Genomic DNA, 18,925 nt, shown 5'->3' on the forward strand with positions numbered 1-18,925 from the left:
AACCGAAGAAACCGGGCCATTTGAAGTGTATTATTTATTAGCATTTTATTAGTAATATTGAACATTATGATATGAATAAAATATTTGAACGAATGTTGCTCAAATTGCTTATTTTATCTTAATAAATTTTGCTCGTTTTTTTATTATTTAAACGCTCAAAAGATGCTCTATCATAGCATCTTTATTAACCTTCTTAGCAGGTTTATTGTTAACTTTTTTTGACGTTAGGTAAGGCGTACATTAAATATAATTAATCTCTTTTTTAATAAGTACTTATATCCTTTTTCTTTATTATTTTATAATTATAAGTGGGCCGTGCGGTTAGATTTTATAGTGATAGCGGGTCATGGTTTATTATTACAGAGGTTTGTATTCCATTATTAATCTATTTATTTCGTTAAGGCAGGGCTTTTAAATGCTAATAACCATCACTAAAAAGATATTCAAAAAGGATTCATATTTTTCTTAAGATTTAAGATAAAGGAGAAGTGGTTTTTTCTGACTTATCTTTCATTCTTTACTAGAGATTAAGTTTATACTGGATAGCTATTTTACTGTTTTTTAGTACTATTTTAGTGCATTTCTTGCACCATGGATTATATGGAGTACTATTTTTTATTGTATTTAACGGGGATTCATCCTGTTAATTGATTGATTTAGACTGCTAATCAAGCTAAAGCCCTTATTTTTTTGTATTTGAAGTAAGTGGAATAAATATTGCAGAAAATAAAATCAACACCAAATAACATTTTCATGTTATTTATATAGTTGCGTATCATTAAAGGGGATTAGTTGATGACCATTACTGTTGGTATTACACACCATACTGAATATAAATATGACCGTTCAGTTAAGATGGGGCCGCACATATTTCGTTTACGTCCTGCACCCCACAGCCGCACTAAAATTAAAAGTTATTCTTTAAAAATTGTACCCGAAGATCATTATATAAATTGGCAACAAGATCCTTTCGGTAATTATCAAGCAAGAGTTGTATTTAATAAACCCACCACAGAATTCAGCTTTACCGTTGATTTAGTCGCAGAACTGACCGTTATCAATCCTTTTGATTTCTTTTTAGAAGAATATGCCGAAGAATTTCCATTTGTTTATGACTCTCTATCAAAATCTGAGCTTGCACCTTACTTAAAAAAACGTAAAGCGAGTCCAAAATTCCTTGAGTTGATAGCATCCTTACGCCCAAAAGAACCGCTTCGTAGTGTTGATTTTTTAGTGGCTGTAAATCAGGTTATCTATGAGCTAGTGGGTTACGGTATTCGTTTAGAGCCAGGTGTACAAACTGCTAATGAAACAATCACTAAAGGAACGGGGTCGTGTCGTGACTCGGCTTGGTTATTAGTACAGTTATTCCGTCATCTTGGCTTAGCTTCTCGATTTGTATCGGGTTATTTGGTGCAATTAACGTCTGATCAAAAATCATTAGATGGCCCAAGTGGCCCTGAAGAAGACTTTACTGATTTACATGCTTGGACTGAGGTTTATATTCCAGGCGCTGGTTGGATTGGGCTTGACCCTACTTCTGGTTTATTCGCCGGAGAAGGTCATATTCCATTAGCTTGTACACCAGAACCAAGTTCAGCAGCGCCAGTAACAGGTGGAATAGACGATTGTGAATCTGAGTTTAGTTTCTACAATAAAGTAACGCGTGTACATGAAGACCCTCGAGTTACCAAACCTTATTCTGAAGTCCAATGGGCTGCTATCAATCGTTTAGGTCAGCAAGTTGATAATGTTTACGATGAAGAAGGTATCCATTTAACCATGGGGGGAGAACCTACGTTCATTTCTATTGATGATATGGAACACCCACAGTGGAATACTGAAGCCGATGGGAAACAAAAAAGAGAATTAGCTCAAGATTTATTTGTAGAAATGAATAAAGTCTTTACGGTTGGTGGTTTTACGCATTATGGACAAGGTAAATGGTATCCAGGAGAGCCTTTACCACGTTGGCAGTATGCTTGTTATTGGCGTAAAGATGGCGTGCCTTTGTGGAAAGACGCTAAGCTGTTAGCTGATCCGAATAAGGATTATAAATTAGACCATACAGACACCAAACAATTTGCTGAAAAATTATGTGGTGCATTAGGTTTAGGCGATAAAGCATTAACCACTGCCTATGAAGATATTCTTTACCACATGTGGCAAGAAGCGTCTTTACCTGTAGAGCTAAACCCAGAGCAACCCGAATTACTTGATGCAATGAGCCGTAAAGGTTTATTAGCAAAAATGGAAAAAGGGATAGAAAAACCAGTCGGTTATGCATTACCTTTAAAATGGAATGACGGCAAAAATTGCTGGCAATCATGTACGTGGGAGTTTAAACGTGGGCATTGTTTCTTATTGCCGGGTGAATCACCATTAGGCTACCGCTTACCGTTAGACAGCCTTGATTGGACTGAAAATATAATAGATCGTGACCCCTTTGATATTCCTGATGATTTTGAAAAACCAGGTAGAGTTAAAAAAGGTTTTATCGGCAAAGAGATGGTTAAAACCGCACTTGTGTTAGAAGTGAGAGAAGGGCGTATGTATATATTTATGCCGCCTACCAGTCACTTCGAACAATATATGGGCTTATTAAATGCTATTGAAAAAGTAGCTAAAGGTTTAACTATTCCCGTCGTCATAGAAGGGTATACGCCGCCAAAAGATAGCCGTGTTGAAAAATATGCGGTGACACCGGATCCAGGTGTAATAGAAGTTAATATTCACCCGTCAGTTTCTTGGAAACAATTAGTTGAAAGAACCACAACTTTATACGGCTTAGCAAAACAGTGTCGTTTAGGTACTGATAAGTTTATGGCAGATGGCCGTCATACCGGTACTGGTGGTGGTAATCATGTGACATTAGGTGGTGAAACGCCGGATCAAAGTCCTTTCTTACGTCGACCTGATATTTTAAGAAGTTTTATTACTTTTTGGCAGCATCATCCTGGTTTATCTTATTTGTTTTCTGGTCTATTTATTGGGCCAACAAGTCAAGCACCACGTGTAGACGAAGCTAGAGACGAAGTGTTGTACGAGTTAGAAATTGCTTTCTCGCATATGCCGATGGGCGAAGTGCCTGAACCTTGGTTAGTTGACCGATTATTGCGTAACTTATTGGTTGATTTAACGGGTAATACACATCGAGCTGAGTTCTGTATTGATAAGTTATATTCACCTGATTCTGCAACTGGCCGTTTAGGGATTGTTGAATTTAGGGGCTTTGAAATGCCACCTCATTCACAAATGAGTTTGGTACAAATGTTATTGTTACGTACCTTATTGGCTTGGTTTTGGAAAACGCCTTACCATAAACCATTAATACGTTGGGGCACTGAGCTGCATGATAAGTTCCTATTACCACAATACGTTGAGAATGATTTAGGGGAAGTTGCGCGAGACCTACAACAAGCTGGTTTCAACTTCCAACTTAGTTGGCTAAACCCATTCTTTGAATTTAGGTTCCCAGTGTGTGGTACGCGAGAAATAGACAACATTACATTAGAGTTGAGAACCGCGATTGAACCTTGGCATGTACTAGGTGAAGAAGCGAGTGCTTCTGGTACTGCGCGTTATGTTGATTCGTCATTAGAAAGAGCCCAAATCAAAGTTAAAGGTATGATCAGTGACCGCTATATTATTACGTGTAACGGGCGTCGTGTACCTCTGAAATCGGTTAAAGGTAAATCTAAAGATGAAATGGTAGCAGGTATTCGTTACCGTGCTTGGCAACCACCAACTGCATTGCATCCAACCATTGGTGTACATGCTCCGTTAGTCATTGATTTAATTGATACATGGGTAGGCCGTTCATTAGGCGGATTTGTATATCATGTAAGTCATGCTGGTGGGCGTAATCCAGAAACCTTACCTGTTAATGCGTTTGAAGCTGAAGGACGTAGAGTTGCTCGCTTCTGGGAACATGGACATACCCCTTCTTTATTGGCGACTGATGAAGCTGCTTGGAGTCCATCTGCAGTTAAACATAGTTTCCAATCTGCTGGGGCTGTTACTGAGTTTGTTATTCCTGAAGAGGAAAGTATCAACGAAGACTACCCAAATACCTTAGATTTACGCAGACAACCAACCTTTAAATAAAGGTAGGACCTAAATCACTCTACCTTTACCTTATTTAAGGTAGAGTGATTCATTACTTCTTACTTCCGTTATATGATGATGGTCACTGACTATCAAATGGAGCACTTTCAGCTTGTATATTAAAAACCACTCTATGTCGGCATTGCCTAAATGGCTGTCCTTATATCTGAAAACCCCTCATGTTCATGACGAACTGGCTAATCATGGCGGTGATTCACCTGAACAGTGGGATACCTTATTTAATCGACTAGATAGTTTAACAGCTGAAGATATTAGCAGCCGTGCCATAGAAATTAGTCAACTATTACAAAATGGTAATACTAACCTCGAAAGTCAATCTCAGTGGCATTTTGATCCCTTACCTTTTATGTTCTCTAAATCAGAGTGGGCTTTACTGGAAGAGGGCATTAAACAAAGAACCATTTTATTAAACAAAATTCAGCAGGATATTTACGGAGAACAAAAGTTATTACTTGATGGGCATATTTCAGCACAACAATTATATCAAGATAGTAATTACCTTCGTGAGGGCTTTAGTCTTCCTCCTGAAGAGTTAAAGTTATTTTTTACTGCGCTTGATGTCTACAGAACGCCTTCTGGTGAATTCAAAGTACTGGCGGATCATTGCCAATGTCCTTTAGGTATGGGGTTATTAGTTGAAAGCCGTATTATTGCTCGTCGTATTATGGCTGAAGAATTTGCAGAGTGTAATGTTCAGCAAATTAAAGGTTTCTTGAAGCATTTCCAAGAAGGCATTAACGAATATACTCAATATATGGAAGATCCTAGAGTCGTTATTCTGACTCAAGGTAGTGATGACCCAAATTATAATGAACATGCTTTTTTATCTGCATACTTTGGCTATACCTTAGTGCAAAGTGCCGATTTGACCGTACGTAATGGTGAAGTTTGTTTAAAATCATTACAAGGTTTAGGCAAAATCAATGTCATTATTCGCTGGGTAGCCGATCGCTTTATCGATTCATTAGAGCAAACCGAATATTCATTACATGGCATTCCAGGGTTATTACAGGCAGTACGTGAAGGATCGGTTAAAGTCTTAAATCCATTTGGTAGTGGGGTGTTATCGTCACCAGTAATTCAATGCAATTTAGCGAAATTATCGGAACAGCTTTTAAATAAGCCGCTTATTATCGGTGAGCCTAATTATTATAATGTAGAGCAAGCTAAAGCGTTAGATTGGGATTTACTTGAGTTCGTCAGTTATAAAAATAAACGGGTTAAGTTAGATGGTACTAAAGATGTGGATAAAATCACCTTATTGATTGATGAGGAGCCTGATAACTATTACTTTCAAGATAAACCTATTTTTAGTACTGCCCCTTTTTGGGATGATGGAAAGCTAATTGCTAAACCCGTTATTTTTAGGTGTTATGCTTTAACAACTAAAAATGGTGTTGAAGTATTACCTTCTGCTTTATGTTTTTCTAATGAGATAAGTAATGATCCAAATGTGTCTGGTTGGATTAAAGATACTTGGATAAATACCGCAGATAAGACTGATTTAGACCTACACAATGTACCTAATCCAATCAAAAAAAGAATGGATGTAACTCTATTAGAAGGTGTTATTTCTAGTAGAACTGCAGAGCATTTATTTTGGTTAGGACGATATTTAGAAAGATGTGAAAATACCGTGCGTATTTTGCGTATTTTTATAGATAGATACACTGAACTGGCTATCTCTCCAGATGCAACTCGACTAAATATTGTCGGTCGATTTTCAAATGCCATTCGCACACAACACATTGTATATCCATATATAGAACAACAAGCAAAATTAGATGACTTTGATCCTCTATTATCCAAGCAAGTGGCCTTCCAATTGTTAGCTGATGAACAATGTGCAGGCAGTATCATTAATACACTTAAATACCTGTCGAATGCTGCAGTACAAACTCGTGAGCTATTATCTCATGACAGTCGAAGAATGATTGATGATATTAATACGCAGGTTCAACTACTAAAAAATATTAACATCAACATTTCCACTCGTGCGATGCAAAGCATGCTGGATAGAATCATAGGATCTATCATGGCCTTTAATGGCTCAATTGCGGATTGTATGCCTAATAGTAATGGTTGGTTCTTATTAGAAATTGGCCGTCGGATTGAACGAAGTATTCAAATAACGTCATTAAGTTCTGCGTTATTGACCGAAGAGCTAGATGAATCAGAAGAGATTGGTTTAATAGAAGCGGTATTGAGTTGCCAAGTAAGTTTAGTGACACATAAGCGTCGTTATCGTATGTACCAAAGTATCGGGACCGGATTAGAGTTATTATTATTGGATGCGGAATATCCACGATCGCTACTTTTTCAGTTAGAGCAAATTAATCAACTTTGCCAACACCTCCCAACTAAACGTCGACCTGGACTCATTGCTGCACACGAAAAAGCAATTTTGTTATCTAAAACAACTTGTTATTTAACTGAAAAAGATTATCTACAAAAAAGTGTTGAGGGGCAGCGTCAACAATTAATAGAATTTAGCCATAATATTCGTATGAACTTAGATACTTTTTGTGATGTATTACTACTACAATACTTCTCTCATACGCAAACAGCTAATAAATTAAACTGGACCAACATTGAACAAGCTCAATCGTGAAATATAAAATAAAACATACCACCACATACCATTACACGGACTTTGTAAGCTTGTGTCAAAACCAAGCCCGCTTAACACCGAAAACGGATCGTGGACAAATATGCCATCACAGTCGCATTGAAATTTATCCTCCGACAAACTACTTACGTCAGTTTACGGACTATTTTAATAATAATGTGACTGTTTTTGAAATTGCTACTCAACATAAAATATTAACAGTCACCATGATCAGTGAAGTTGAACTACTGATAGGGGCGAATAACAATTTAAATGACCTTGATATTACGTGGGAAAAAGTTCGTGATTTGCTAGTGAAACCCAATACAACAGAACTATTAAAAGCGTCTGAATTTACTTTGCCATCGCAGCTTACGCCTCTAGATGAGGGAATTAAAGATTATGCTTTAGTGTCTTTTACACCTAAGAAAAATTTAATTGATGCATGTAATCACTTAATGGCACGAATTTTTCATGAATTTTATTATGATCCTGGTTTTACTACGATTAGCACGCCTTTAAGTGTTGTTTTTGCACAAAAAAGGGGCGTTTGCCAAGACTTTGCACACTTTGCACTAGCTTGCTTACGTAGTATGGGATTAGCTGGAAGATATGTTAGTGGATACATTGAAACAATGCCGCCCGAAGGTGAAGAAAAATTAGAAGGTGCCGATGCAACGCATGCTTGGTTCGCTGTGTTTTTCCCTGGTGTAGGCTGGGTTGATTTTGATCCTACTAACAACGTTTTACCCACTGACCAACATATCACTTTAGCCGTTGGACGAGATTTTTCTGATGTCACTCCTTTAAAAGGAGTTGTGTTTGGTGGTGGTTCTCAGCAATTAGATGTAGCGGTAGATATGATTCGATTAGAGTAATTTTTACAACTTTATATTTTTATATAAGTTAATAATGAAAAAGGCGGAACAGTGTATGGGAATTGATTGGAAAGCGTATAACACAAATGGGTTTTTTGATGAATTAATTGATGGAAAAGGAAACGTCAGATTACACGGGAAGCAATTAGCTCAATTTTTTTCTAGCTTATCAGGAGAAGAATTAACAAAAGCAAGAGCAGTTGCAGATTTAGCGATTAAAGAAATGGGTATTAGCTTTACGGTTTACGATGAAGGAAACATGATAGATAGGGCATGGCCCTTTGATATTATTCCTCGTACTATTGGCAAAAAAGAATGGCAAGGTATAGAGGTCGGCTTGAAACAACGTGTTGAAGCGTTGAATCTATTTATTGATGATTTATACCATGACCAAAAAATTATAAAGGACGGTATTTTTCCAAAAGGTTTATTAGAAAAATCTGTTAATTTTCGCTCTCAATGTGTCGGTATTAATCCTCCTAATAAAATATGGGCACATATTTGTGGCTCTGATTTAGTCCGAGATGGTAGTGGTACTATGTATGTACTGGAAGATAATTTACGTGTTCCTTCCGGTGTATCATATATGCTTGAAAACCGTTCAGTAATGAAACGTGTTTTCCCCGAATTATTTGAGCAAGTTTCAATCTTGCCTGTCGATGATTATCCTTCGCAACTGTTTGATATGTTAGCGGCAATGTCTCCACGTCCTCAAGATAAACCTGAAGTGGTTGTATTAACACCTGGTGTCTTTAATTCTGCTTATTTTGAACATTGTTATCTGGCTCAAGAGATGGGTTGTGAATTGGTCGAAGGCAGAGATTTAGTCGTAGAAAAAGATGATTGTGTGTACATGAGAACAATCACTGGTTTACAACGAGTCGATGTTATTTATCGTCGAATTGATGATCTGTTTTTAGATCCAGAAGCGTTCTTACCTGATTCTCAATTAGGCGTTCCTGGCTTAATGCGAGCTTGGTCTAAAGGTAATGTTGCTTTAGTTAATGCACCTGGTGCGGGTGTTGCGGATGATAAAGTTGTTTACGCTTATGTGCCTGAGATGATCAAGTATTACTTAGGCGAAGATGCAAAACTGGCTAATGTTCCAACTTTTAAGTGCATGGATCCAAAAGAGTGTGACCATGTTATTAAAAACATCGATAAGTTGGTGATTAAACCTGCTAATGAATCAGGTGGTTACGGTTTATTAATTGGACCTAAGTCGACTAAAAAGCAGCAGCAAGAAACCATTGCACAAATTAAAGCAGACCCAAGAAACTGGGTAGCTCAACCTACATTAGATTTGTCTACTGTACCAACCTTAGATGGCATTGAACCTGATGGTCGTCATGCTGACTTAAGGCCTTTTATTTTATCATCGGGTAAAGACACTCAAGTAACAACGGGTGGTTTAACACGTGTTGCCATGGTGAAAGGTTCCTTGGTGGTGAATTCATCACAAGGTGGTGGTAGTAAAGATACTTGGATTGTTGACGAAGAGGCGAAATAATATGTTATCAAGAGTATGTGAAACTTTATATTGGGTGTCTCGCTATATTGAACGTGCAGAAAATGTAGCGCGTTTAATTAATGTTAATAACATGTTGATTATGGATTTACCTAAAGGTGTGAGTACAGGGTGGGAGCCTTTAATTGACATTATTGGTGTGCGACAAGCATATCAAGAAAACCATACCGACTTTTCTGAATCGAAAGCCTTACGCTACTTGTTAGTTGGGCATGATAATAACTCGTCAATTCTTAACTCGATTATCTCTGCGCGTGAAAGTGCACGTACTATTCGTGATGTGATACCAAGAGATGTATGGGAAGAGATTAATTCTTTATATTACTATGTTAAAGATAATCAAAACGAAGGGTTGAGTAAGCGTGGTCGATTTGCTTATTTAAAGAAAATCATTGAATCTACTCATATGATATTCGGTACATTAGATGCCACAATTAATCATGATCAAGGTTATGTTTTTATTCGATTTGGTTTAATGATCGAACGTGCCGATATGACCTCTCGTATTTTGGATATTCGTTCTGCGACATTAATTACCAGTGACGAAGCTAAACCCTATGAGAATATTCAATGGATTAGTTTATTACGCTCAATGAGTGCGTATCAAATGTATCGCCAGCAAATGGGAGTACGTGTACAACGTGCTGACGTTATAGAATTTATTATGCACAGTGAAGTTTTCCCTCGCTCGATTTTATTCTGTTTATATGAGCTAAAACAGCTAATGGAACCCCTTATCCATTCTGTAGAGTTGATTAAATTAATCGATGAAGTCATTCAGGAATTAAAAAATAAAGATGTAAGAGCACTTAAAAATAGTGATTTACATGATTACATTGATCAAGTACAAATTAAGTTAGCAGGGCTCCATAATGAACTAGCAGAGTCATACTTCTTAAAGCCACCTGAAGTGACTGAATAAAAGAATAAAAGAATAAAACGAATGAAGTGATCAAATATTGTACGTTATAAAAATACGATACTAAGACTAACAATAATAAGTTAGAAAGGTGTTTGCTCTCACTTCATTAGTCATTTTCCAAAACTGATTATCTAGGCGTTTTAGGCATGGAATTTTCAAAAAATGGTTACCTAGACTTAAAATGTGTAAACCTAAAAAATAGCAGTGAAACATACCACCTAATAATAGCTTTGACAAGTAAGGCATCATTTTTAAGCTCTACTCGACTAGTATTCATGCCGAAATATCTACCTTAAAAACATTAATGACTTCTTATATTTAGCTTTAGACATTTACTGAGTAACTTTTACATGGTCACTTCTTGATATCGGTAGAAAATACAATATTCTCTTTTTAAGGATATTAACCTTTCATCTAAAGATTAAAATAAAATTATTATTTATCAGTTACTTATATTTTTTATCAATCTATTTGTAAATTTGGCATGGCTTTCGCAACGTTAAAAGAGAATAACAAATATTTAGGGATGTTTATCTTAGTCACTTTCATTAGTAACGTTGATAGACAGTTGTATAACCCTATTGTTAGCGTGAAATCATATTATACATTCTGTAATTAAGGAGATTTAAAATGGCTACACCAAAAGCAAAAACTCAAGAGTCACAACAAAAAATCGAAGAAGCATATCATTTAGCTGAAGAAGCGACTTCTGAAGCCGTTCACTCTTTAAAAAATAAAGCGCAAGAATCGTTAAGTGAAGGTTCTGAAAAAGTTAAGTCAGTGACAAACCAAGCTGAAAATATCATTAAAGAGCGTCCACTATTGAGCATCGGTTGTGCATTTTTAGCCGGATGGGCGGTTTCGAAATTGATAAAATAAATGCAGTCACCGGAGAGGTTTTATGATGGAAAATAAGCAAAATATGTCGAATCAAAATAAAACCTCTCAAGGTACTCAACAAGATGCTTTGTTAGATAATGATCAGTTAAATGATCAGTTAAATGATCAAGAGTCAGATAATGAATCGTTAGACAGTCAACAGTTAGGCTCTGAAAAGTTAAGTAATGAAAATGTAGATGCAGAAGTACCACATGCAGATACGTTCAATACTGAAACTTTAGGCGTTAAATTTGATGAAATAACGGATGTATTTAACAAGGTCTCAAAAATAGCCCAAGAAGCTGGTCAGTGGTCAGAATCCACCATCAAACTGTTTTTTATTGAAATATTACGCAACGTTGAAGCAGCTAAACGTTTTGCAGTTTGCCAGCTTTTATTCATTCCTTTGCTGATTCTTTTTATATTTAGCATCTGTATCTGCATTGGGATTATTGCTTATAGCTTGACCTCTAATTTATTAATTGCAGTTGGCATGTTTTTATCTGCAATGGGGTTAGTGTTGGTGGCTCTAGCTTACTGGCAAAAATATTTAATGCGATTCTTTGGTTTCAAAGCAACGATTGCTCAATTAAAGGAGGGCGCTGATGTCATCTCTAAAGCAGCTAAATCATTCGATTAACTTAACACGGTTGGAAGGTAAAGATTCAGCGAGACAGTGTGAATTGAAGCTTAATTTATTGCTACACACCGTTAGAAAAAAAACACAAAAACATCCTTTTGGCGTGACGATTGGAGTAACCATCGCGACTGCTTTGCTCGCGAGATATCGAACGAAAATCAGATCTTTATATCCTATCGCTTCTTTAGGTTTAAATTACTTTAATCAACATCGTAGTTCAAATAACACCGTTCCAAAAAGCAACGAGTAAACCAACTCTGCAAAGCACCTAAAGATAACGTGTTGAACATAGGTGCTTAAATAAAAGCGCTTAAGTAAAAAATATTAGGTAAAAATTAAGTAAAACGAACATTCTAATTAACCGCTTTAAGCGTTTAAGTTTGATAAGTTCTGATCTGCTCACCCAAGTAAAGCTAAATTAAACAAAGCTAAACTAAGCAAAGTTAAATCAAGTAAAGTTAAATCAAGCAAAGTAAAAATGGAGTAAATAATTTGAAGGACAAGCAAAATAACGATCAAATAAATGACTCCTCCTCTGCAGTTCAAATTAATGACGGTCAAGATACCAACCTCAAAATCAGTTCATCTGAAAAGCCATCTACAAATGAAAGTGAATCCTCTATTGATTCACAAGAATCAGCTACTGAACAAGATAAGTTAGATATAAAGCAAGATAATAAAGATAGAAAAACCTTACATAGCATTGGTTTTTGGTTCTTTTTTATTATCGTTCTTATTGGCTGTATCTACTTTGGTAAATCCATATTATTACCTGTTATGGTGAGTACGTTTATTGCGCTGTTATGTAGCCCATTAGTTAATTATTTAGAAAGAGTCGGTATTCCCAGAACAATAGGGGTGTTGAGTGTTATTTTTTTGATTGTTGGGCTTTTATTTGGAGGAGTCGCGGTATTAACTGAGCCTGCTCAACAGTGGTGGTCAAAGCTTCCAGAACTAGTAAAAGATATTTCACAAGAAGTGACTAATGCAACGAACAACGCAGGTGCAAGCTCTGCATTAAATGAGGCTATTGTCAGTAGCTCTAATGTGGGGGAATTTCGAAGTACTACGGTTGTTTCTTTGGTTAAAAGTATTGCCGTTGCAACTCCGACAGCGATTACTCAGTTAATGATTTCGCTCTTTATGGCGTATTTTATGCTCAGTTATGGTCGTTCTTTATTTACTGGTTTTTTAATGCAATTTGACCATCTCTCTAATAAACGTAAAACTGTGGAATTAGTCAGAGTTATTCAAAAAGATCTCTCTCGTTATATTGGCACTGTGACGCTAATTAATATTGCATTGGGTATCGTCGTTGGCTGTGTATTTTTTATGTTCGGTGTTGATGACCCCTTTTTATGGGGCACACTCGCTGGCATTATGAATTTTGCACCTTATTTAGGCCCTCTCATTTCTATGATTTGCTTTGGTGTTATTACCTATGTGCAATTTGATTCAATGAGCTATGCATTTATTATTATTGCGACTTATTTAGTGATTAATATGGCTGAAAGTCAGTTTGTAACCCCTACTTTATTGGGGAGACGATTTAACCTAAATCCATTGATTATTTTTATGTGGTTAATTTTATGGGGCTGGTTATGGGGTAGTATGGGGATGCTACTTGGTGTGCCGTTGTTAGTGTGTTTAAACACTTTATTAGAACGTTTAGATATATTTGGACGAAGCCATTTGGTGTTAAGAGCAAGATGATATTAAGCGGATATTCAAACTGATACTCTTTAGCAGGTTTGAAAATAAAACCGACTTAATAACATTGAGAACCTTTCACAATGTAGTGTTCTCAATGTTTTAGTCTTTACCACTTTATCGTTTGGTGACGGTTGTTAATTAAGTGACTTCATATTTATCAAGTTTGTTGTAAAGGGTTTTTACACTGATACCGAGCTCTTGCGCTGTTTTAGTTTTATTACCTTCATTATTATCTAAGGTATTCACTATGGCTGCTTTTTCAATTGCGACTAAAGCAACACCAACCGGCACTAATGCGTTCAATGTTGAATCTTCACCGGTTACTTGAAGAGAATCAGAAACAATATGCTCTTCTTTAATGACATCATCAGACAGAATAAATGCTCTTTCTATCGAGTGTTTTAATTCTCTTACATTACCAGGCCAATCGTAAGCTGCAATTTTATCTAATGCTGCTTCTAGAATAGTTTTCGTTTTGACTTCTTTAGCATTTTGATGAGCAATAAAATGTTTTGCTAAACCGACAATATCACTACCTCTTTCTCTTAAAGGCGGCACATTAATTGGGAAGTGAGCTAAACGAAAGTACAGATCTTCTCTTAGTTCTTGTTCATCAATCGCGGTTTGAGGATCGCGGTTGGTTGCTGCAATAATACGTGTATTCGCTATATGTACAGTTTCTCCGCCAACACGACGATATTCCCCTGTTTCCAATACTCTTAATAATTTTACTTGATGTTCAATAGGCATTTCAGTAATTTCATCAAGAAACAAAGTGCCTCCTTCAGCGCGCTTAAAGACACCATCATGCGGTTTGTCAGCGCCAGTAAAAGCACCTTTATTATGGCCAAATAATTCACTGTCTACTAAGTCTGGACTGATTGCTCCACAGTTAATGGCAATGAAAGGATGTTGGCTTCGGTCACTTGCTTGATGAATGGTTTGAGCAACGAGTTCTTTACCTGCTCCACTTTCCCCAATAATAAATACAGATGCATCTGTTTTTGCTACACGGCGTAGTGTTCTATATAACCTATGCATTGGGCTTGAAGATCCAATTAATAAACCAAATTGGTCTAAATCGCTGGTGGATACTTGTTGTCCAACTGTACTTTTAGGTAAGTTGGATTGTCGTACGTCTTGTAATGTTTCGGCTAATATTTCTATATCAACCGGCATGCGATAATGAAATATTGCCCCTAATTGCATTAATTTATCTAAATTAGGGTTAGGAGCACCAGAACTGATGATAATTAAATCCATTTCATTCAAGGCTTCAAGCTTAGATAGTGCTTGATAATCTTCAGAGCTAAAGCTATTTACGCCAATAATTGCAACGGTAGGTGCTATGGTTTCGATCTCTGAGATCCAATCTTGGTTGGCCTCCAGCTCAATTGTATTAAACTGGGTTAATTCAGAATTATTTAATATAGCTTGGCGCAATGAGCTATTTTGGATGCTTAATAACAAGCTTAATTTATGCATTAATTTGCTCTCACGATAATGAATTCATCATTTAATTTTTCAGGTGGGGAAGTTCATAATCGCGATGAATTGTAATTTTGTCAAATTTATAATTTGGTACACTTTATTTGATATGCAGGAAATAGTTTGGAAAGTAGTGATCAACCTATGTATGAAAAGGGATGACGTTAGGTAGGGCGGTATTATATTTTTTAAAAGTAGATTAAATAGACGTTTATTTATTGGTCTGTATTACTCTCTTGAGAGTTATTTTTGATATGTGCAGCGATGTTTATATTATCGTTATACCAATCTGGATAAATAAATGGCTAGATAATGACTTAGATTGGTATTAAATATACCCGTCACCATTCAAGATGCAAAAATCAGAAAATCGTAAGGTAAATAAAATCTAGGCATAGAAGTAAAGATCTAACGGGTTAAATCGAGACTTTATAACACTTTATAACATATTATAAGAACGAAGATGGTTGCCTAACAATTTGCCCTACGGGGCGCCAACACGATAACCAATACTGAGTTGTAACATTCGATAAGGACTCGCATTGTCATCATGTTACGAGTTGATTCTATTTATTCGATGCCGCAAAGACCTTAAGTGACGATGGCAATACGGTTATTTCAATATTTTGAGCGCGATAGTTTTCACCGTCTATAACATATTCTATTTCATGATCTGCAGAGATCGCTATCTTCTTGCCGTCACAATATTGAAACTGATTTGCCTTATCTTGCAACCCTAAACTAGAGGCCGCTAAATCAGATAGCGCAATCACTGTTTCGGTAAATGAATCTGTATTATCTAAATAAGTCATGTGTAATTTACCGTCATCTGGTTCTGGTGCATCGCCACCATGCGCTAATAAAGTACTGAATGGGGCGGTATTAGCGACCATTAAGCTTTGAACATTTAAATCTTGGTATGCTTTGTCATTAATTTTAATACTTAACTGTTGCGATTCACTTGAAACCACTGCATTAAAAAAACCATTTAAATAAGCAAACTGCCCATTTTCATTTTTATTCTCTCTGTTGGCAGATGAAATCATTTGCTGTTCAAAGCCAATGCCCATGGCTAATAACATCAATTGTTCATTACATTTTGCCGTATCAATCGTGCGAACTTGTTCAGATAAAATAGCATTACAAGCTGCATTCACTGGAGAGTATTTTGCTGCTAACCCGTAAAGTACATGGCATAAAGCGTTTGTGGTCCCAAAAGGGACAATTCCAAGCACTATATCTGATTCAATAAGTTGGCTGGCCACTTCAGTTACCGTACCGTCTCCACCACACACAATTACTTTATTTGCACCTGTTTCTTTAGCTTGCTTGGCGAGTTCCGTTGCTGAAGTTTGTGGCGTCGTTTCTACTATTTTTAAACGATACTTTGTACTTAACTGTCGAATTAATTGCTGTTTATATTGTTGCCATTTACCACCACCTGAAACAGGGTTAACAATCATCCACGTTGGCTCGGGTAGTTTTAATTTTTGTTGTTTACTAATTGCACTTAGTACTTTGTATTGTTTCTTATTTAAATTCGCTGAGCTGCGAATAGAATGAATTTGAGTTAATGCTTGATCAACACTTAATGATGGGTCTCGACTCAATAAATAAGCGGCCATGACAAATACAGATCGCCCACGACCTAAAGCACAATGAATAACCACAGAACGAGATTGTGATAGTTGTACATCAATCCAATAAAGCGCATGGCGTAGTTTATGTAAAGAAGGGGCTTTGTGGTCTAACACTGGGATCGTTAAGTAATCAAAGTTTTTATCTGTCATTGCACTTTCTAAGCCAGCGAATTCTGCTGTGACATCTACAATACAATCAATATTTTTTGACTTTAAATACGCTAAATCAGATGATAATAAGCGTCTTGAAAGGTACAAGTTATTGGTTATTTTTTGTATTGGTGGAACCTCATCATTCTTTCTTGCCCACGCGTTATAAGCTTTAACGCCAAGTAGAAAAGGGATGAAAGCCCATTGGATCCACCATAGTATTTTTCCGTCACTATTTTTTCTAAAAATTGAAGGGATATCAAATAAATAAGCAAGGCTTACAATTGCTAAAGAAAGGGCTACCCATGAAAATAATATTTTCAGTATTAGCAGCGGAATAAACCAAGCTAACGCTAAGCTTAATAGCGTGCTAAATAAGTAATATTTAGTAATAAACATGGGATTTCCTTAGCGAATAAACTTAGCGAATGAATAAGAAAGGTAGCTGTGAATAAAACAAGGCTGGTATTAATAGCGCAGCCTGAGTGATGCAATATTAGACCGCCATTTCCTCAATATATTCTTCAGCAAGGTTGTGTTTCTGTTTTTCAGTGAATACTTTACCTGCCATTTGGAAGAAACGTTGCTCTTCTTCTTCAAGGTGATGGGAGACTTTATGCTGTAGAGACTGCATGATAGTTAGCCAACCTGATGAACTGAATCCCGTATTGTCTAATTGTTCAATTATCTTATCAATTTCATGATGTTCAGCGATACCATGACGAGATATTTCAACGGTTTTATCTGCTTTGATTAATGGTGCATAAAAGCTGCGCTCTTCTGCAATCGCATGTAACTTCAGTTCTTTCTTTAAGTCAGTATAAAACTCACGTCTGGTTGATGAATCACCTGATGTTTTTAGTAAAGCTTCCATTAACATTCGTTGTTTTTGATGGCTCTCTCTTAATGCTTCAAAAATGTTATTCATTGTTTATTCCTCCTTTATGTTTTGTTTCTTTTACTTTTTAGGGAGTACAAGTTAATGCTTGTGAATATTGTAGATTTAAAAATGAAAAATAATAGAAGAAGGAATAATTAATATTATTTATTCGATCTTCTATTTATGGCAAATGTTAATTAATAACAGGTGTTAATTAATAACAAATGTTAACAATCTTTATCATCTGCATTAAGTGTGTCTTTTATACCTTCACACGTATCTTCAATACTATTCCCAATATCAGTTGATGCATCATCAATCTTTTCGCCAGCCTTTTCTGCAGGGCCTTCAGTACAACCACTGAGGGCTAGTACTAAACCTGAAATTGCTGCAAAGTGCTTATAAGATCTTATATTAGTCATTTTTTCTCCTACTATTTTTAGCGTTTTATTACGTTGGCGACAATTGAGATAACAAACAGTACTGCAAACAGATAAAATATAATTTTAGCAATACTAGCGGCTGCGCCAGCGATACCACCAAATCCAAATACAGCTGAAATTAAGGCAATGACGAGAAATAAAAATACCCAGCGAATCATGTGATTTCTCCTTACTTATATGAGGTACTAAATGCTCTGTAAACGTGCATTACAAAAATGAAATGAATGTTATTTATTGGATAATTTCAAGTCTATCAATAACCTTAGTAACATCTTCTGTGTTACGCGCGATATTCATTGCTAAGTCGTGTTCTGTATCTGAGGTCACTTTACCGGTTAACAAGACAACGTTGTTGGTTGTTTCTACTTCAATATCCATTGCACTAACATCTTCAGCCATTAAGAATCGTGTTTTTAAAACCGTTGTGATTTTGGCATCAGTTAATGCTGACAATGCTTTATCATCTAAATCAGCTTGGTTGTTTTCGTCTAAAATAGATAAGTCATTCTCTACCTCTTTGACGCCATCTAACCCTGCGATTAATTCGCCAGCTAATGATTTTTCTAGGTCGCTATCAACCGCACCAGTTAAGGTCACAACACCGCTATGAACATCAGTATTAATATCAAATGAGTTTAAGTTAGTGTTTAACAATAAAGTTGTTTCAGCTTTACCATCTATCCACGCATCAAGAGATTCATTTTTCCAACTTTGTTGATCTGCTAATGCAATAGTTGATGAAGTCAGTAGTACCGTTGAAAGTGCGATTGTTTTTATGCTCTTCATATTGTTTCTCCTTTATTTGATGTGTATTAAGTATATTGCCATTACTGTGCCAGTTTTCTATCTTGTTGTTTTTATTGGTTATTTTTGTTTTTATGAAAAATAAAAAGGGTAAAGTGTGAATTATTTACAGAGTGAGAATGTAATAATGATTTAGTTATTAAGTGGAGGCGGAGTATTGAGAGTGTTAACTAATACCAAAAGAATTAATAAGGTGATCATTCTTGCTGGTTAAAATCACCCCT

At 36.2% G+C, this 18,925-nt stretch carries 15 protein-coding genes; 9 read left to right on the forward strand and 6 right to left on the reverse strand.

Annotated features, from left to right (window positions below):
* The first annotated feature begins 795 nt into the window (after positions 1-795).
* From V6255_RS01170 to V6255_RS01210, 9 genes are all read left to right on the forward strand, one after another.
* Entirely contained in the window at positions 796-4,107 is a 3,312-nt protein-coding gene (locus V6255_RS01170) for a transglutaminase family protein (protein ID WP_341626493.1), read from the forward strand.
* A 112-nt stretch (positions 4,108-4,219) separates the two neighbouring features.
* Positions 4,220-6,739, forward strand: coding sequence for a circularly permuted type 2 ATP-grasp protein (locus V6255_RS01175; protein WP_341626494.1), 2,520 nt, complete (start codon positions 4,220-4,222; stop codon positions 6,737-6,739).
* Entirely contained in the window at positions 6,736-7,614 is an 879-nt protein-coding gene (locus V6255_RS01180) for a transglutaminase family protein (RefSeq protein ID WP_341626495.1), read from the forward strand. The genes V6255_RS01175 and V6255_RS01180 overlap by 4 nt, the downstream gene beginning before the upstream one ends.
* Before the next feature lie 55 nt (positions 7,615-7,669).
* On the forward strand, positions 7,670-9,124 hold the full coding sequence (locus V6255_RS01185; protein WP_160064404.1) for a circularly permuted type 2 ATP-grasp protein: 1,455 nt from the start codon (positions 7,670-7,672) through the stop codon (positions 9,122-9,124).
* Between the two features lies 1 nt (position 9,125).
* Positions 9,126-10,064: an alpha-E domain-containing protein gene (locus tag V6255_RS01190; protein WP_341626496.1), complete on the forward strand. Its 939-nt coding sequence runs from the start codon at positions 9,126-9,128 to the stop codon at positions 10,062-10,064.
* Positions 10,065-10,694: 630 nt separating this feature from the next.
* Positions 10,695-10,943: a hypothetical protein gene (locus V6255_RS01195; protein WP_025565609.1), complete on the forward strand. Its 249-nt coding sequence runs from the start codon at positions 10,695-10,697 to the stop codon at positions 10,941-10,943.
* A 22-nt stretch (positions 10,944-10,965) separates the two neighbouring features.
* The gene (locus tag V6255_RS01200; RefSeq protein WP_341626497.1) at positions 10,966-11,583 is read left to right on the forward strand and encodes a hypothetical protein; all 618 of its coding nucleotides are present in this window, start codon (positions 10,966-10,968) and stop codon (positions 11,581-11,583) included.
* A complete protein-coding gene (locus tag V6255_RS01205) occupies positions 11,549-11,833 on the forward strand; it encodes a hypothetical protein (RefSeq protein ID WP_341626498.1) in 285 nt (94 codons plus the stop codon). Before V6255_RS01200 ends, V6255_RS01205 begins: the two co-directional genes overlap by 35 nt.
* 242 nt (positions 11,834-12,075) lie before the next feature.
* Positions 12,076-13,296: an AI-2E family transporter gene (locus V6255_RS01210; protein ID WP_341626499.1), complete on the forward strand. Its 1,221-nt coding sequence runs from the start codon at positions 12,076-12,078 to the stop codon at positions 13,294-13,296.
* Positions 13,297-13,434: 138 nt separating this feature from the next.
* Here the strand turns inward: V6255_RS01210 and V6255_RS01215 are convergent, their stop codons facing one another.
* The 6 genes from V6255_RS01215 to V6255_RS01240 form a co-directional block, all read right to left on the reverse strand.
* Positions 13,435-14,781, reverse strand: coding sequence for a sigma-54 dependent transcriptional regulator (locus V6255_RS01215; protein ID WP_341626500.1), 1,347 nt, complete (start codon positions 14,779-14,781; stop codon positions 13,435-13,437).
* A 569-nt stretch (positions 14,782-15,350) separates the two neighbouring features.
* Positions 15,351-16,973, reverse strand: coding sequence for a diacylglycerol kinase family protein (locus V6255_RS01220; RefSeq protein WP_341626501.1), 1,623 nt, complete (start codon positions 16,971-16,973; stop codon positions 15,351-15,353).
* A 97-nt stretch (positions 16,974-17,070) separates the two neighbouring features.
* Entirely contained in the window at positions 17,071-17,502 is a 432-nt protein-coding gene (locus V6255_RS01225) for a hemerythrin domain-containing protein (RefSeq protein WP_341626502.1), read from the reverse strand.
* Positions 17,503-17,681: 179 nt separating this feature from the next.
* On the reverse strand, positions 17,682-17,876 hold the full coding sequence (locus tag V6255_RS01230) for a hypothetical protein (protein WP_341626503.1): 195 nt from the start codon (positions 17,874-17,876) through the stop codon (positions 17,682-17,684).
* A gap of 17 nt (positions 17,877-17,893) precedes the next feature.
* The gene (locus V6255_RS01235) at positions 17,894-18,055 is read right to left on the reverse strand and encodes a DUF1328 family protein (protein WP_160064388.1); all 162 of its coding nucleotides are present in this window, start codon (positions 18,053-18,055) and stop codon (positions 17,894-17,896) included.
* 73 nt (positions 18,056-18,128) lie between these two features.
* Complete coding sequence (locus V6255_RS01240) at positions 18,129-18,683, reverse strand: BON domain-containing protein (protein WP_341626504.1); 555 nt, start codon at positions 18,681-18,683, stop codon at positions 18,129-18,131.
* Between the last annotated feature and the right edge of the window lie 242 nt (positions 18,684-18,925).

It is taken from the genome of Psychromonas arctica (genome assembly GCF_038155225.1).
Classification (GTDB): Bacteria; Pseudomonadota; Gammaproteobacteria; order Enterobacterales; family Psychromonadaceae; genus Psychromonas; species Psychromonas arctica_B.

Excerpts from the sequence above, each read along its gene's own strand:
- V6255_RS01195 (WP_025565609.1), top strand. The coding sequence starts at position 10,695 with ATGGCTACACCAAAAGCAAAAACTCAAGAGTCACAACAAAAAATCGAA.
- V6255_RS01185 (WP_160064404.1), top strand. The coding sequence starts at position 7,670 with ATGGGAATTGATTGGAAAGCGTATAACACAAATGGGTTTTTTGATGAA.
- V6255_RS01205 (WP_341626498.1), top strand. The coding sequence starts at position 11,549 with ATGTCATCTCTAAAGCAGCTAAATCATTCGATTAACTTAACACGGTTG.
- V6255_RS01225 (WP_341626502.1), bottom strand. The coding sequence starts at position 17,502 with ATGAATAACATTTTTGAAGCATTAAGAGAGAGCCATCAAAAACAACGA.
- V6255_RS01200 (WP_341626497.1), top strand. The coding sequence starts at position 10,966 with ATGATGGAAAATAAGCAAAATATGTCGAATCAAAATAAAACCTCTCAA.
- V6255_RS01190 (WP_341626496.1), top strand. The coding sequence starts at position 9,126 with ATGTTATCAAGAGTATGTGAAACTTTATATTGGGTGTCTCGCTATATT.
- V6255_RS01170 (WP_341626493.1), top strand. The coding sequence starts at position 796 with ATGACCATTACTGTTGGTATTACACACCATACTGAATATAAATATGAC.
- V6255_RS01215 (WP_341626500.1), bottom strand. The coding sequence starts at position 14,781 with ATGCATAAATTAAGCTTGTTATTAAGCATCCAAAATAGCTCATTGCGC.
- V6255_RS01240 (WP_341626504.1), bottom strand. The coding sequence starts at position 18,683 with ATGAAGAGCATAAAAACAATCGCACTTTCAACGGTACTACTGACTTCA.
- V6255_RS01230 (WP_341626503.1), bottom strand. The coding sequence starts at position 17,876 with ATGACTAATATAAGATCTTATAAGCACTTTGCAGCAATTTCAGGTTTA.
- V6255_RS01220 (WP_341626501.1), bottom strand. The coding sequence starts at position 16,973 with ATGTTTATTACTAAATATTACTTATTTAGCACGCTATTAAGCTTAGCG.
- V6255_RS01235 (WP_160064388.1), bottom strand. The coding sequence starts at position 18,055 with ATGATTCGCTGGGTATTTTTATTTCTCGTCATTGCCTTAATTTCAGCT.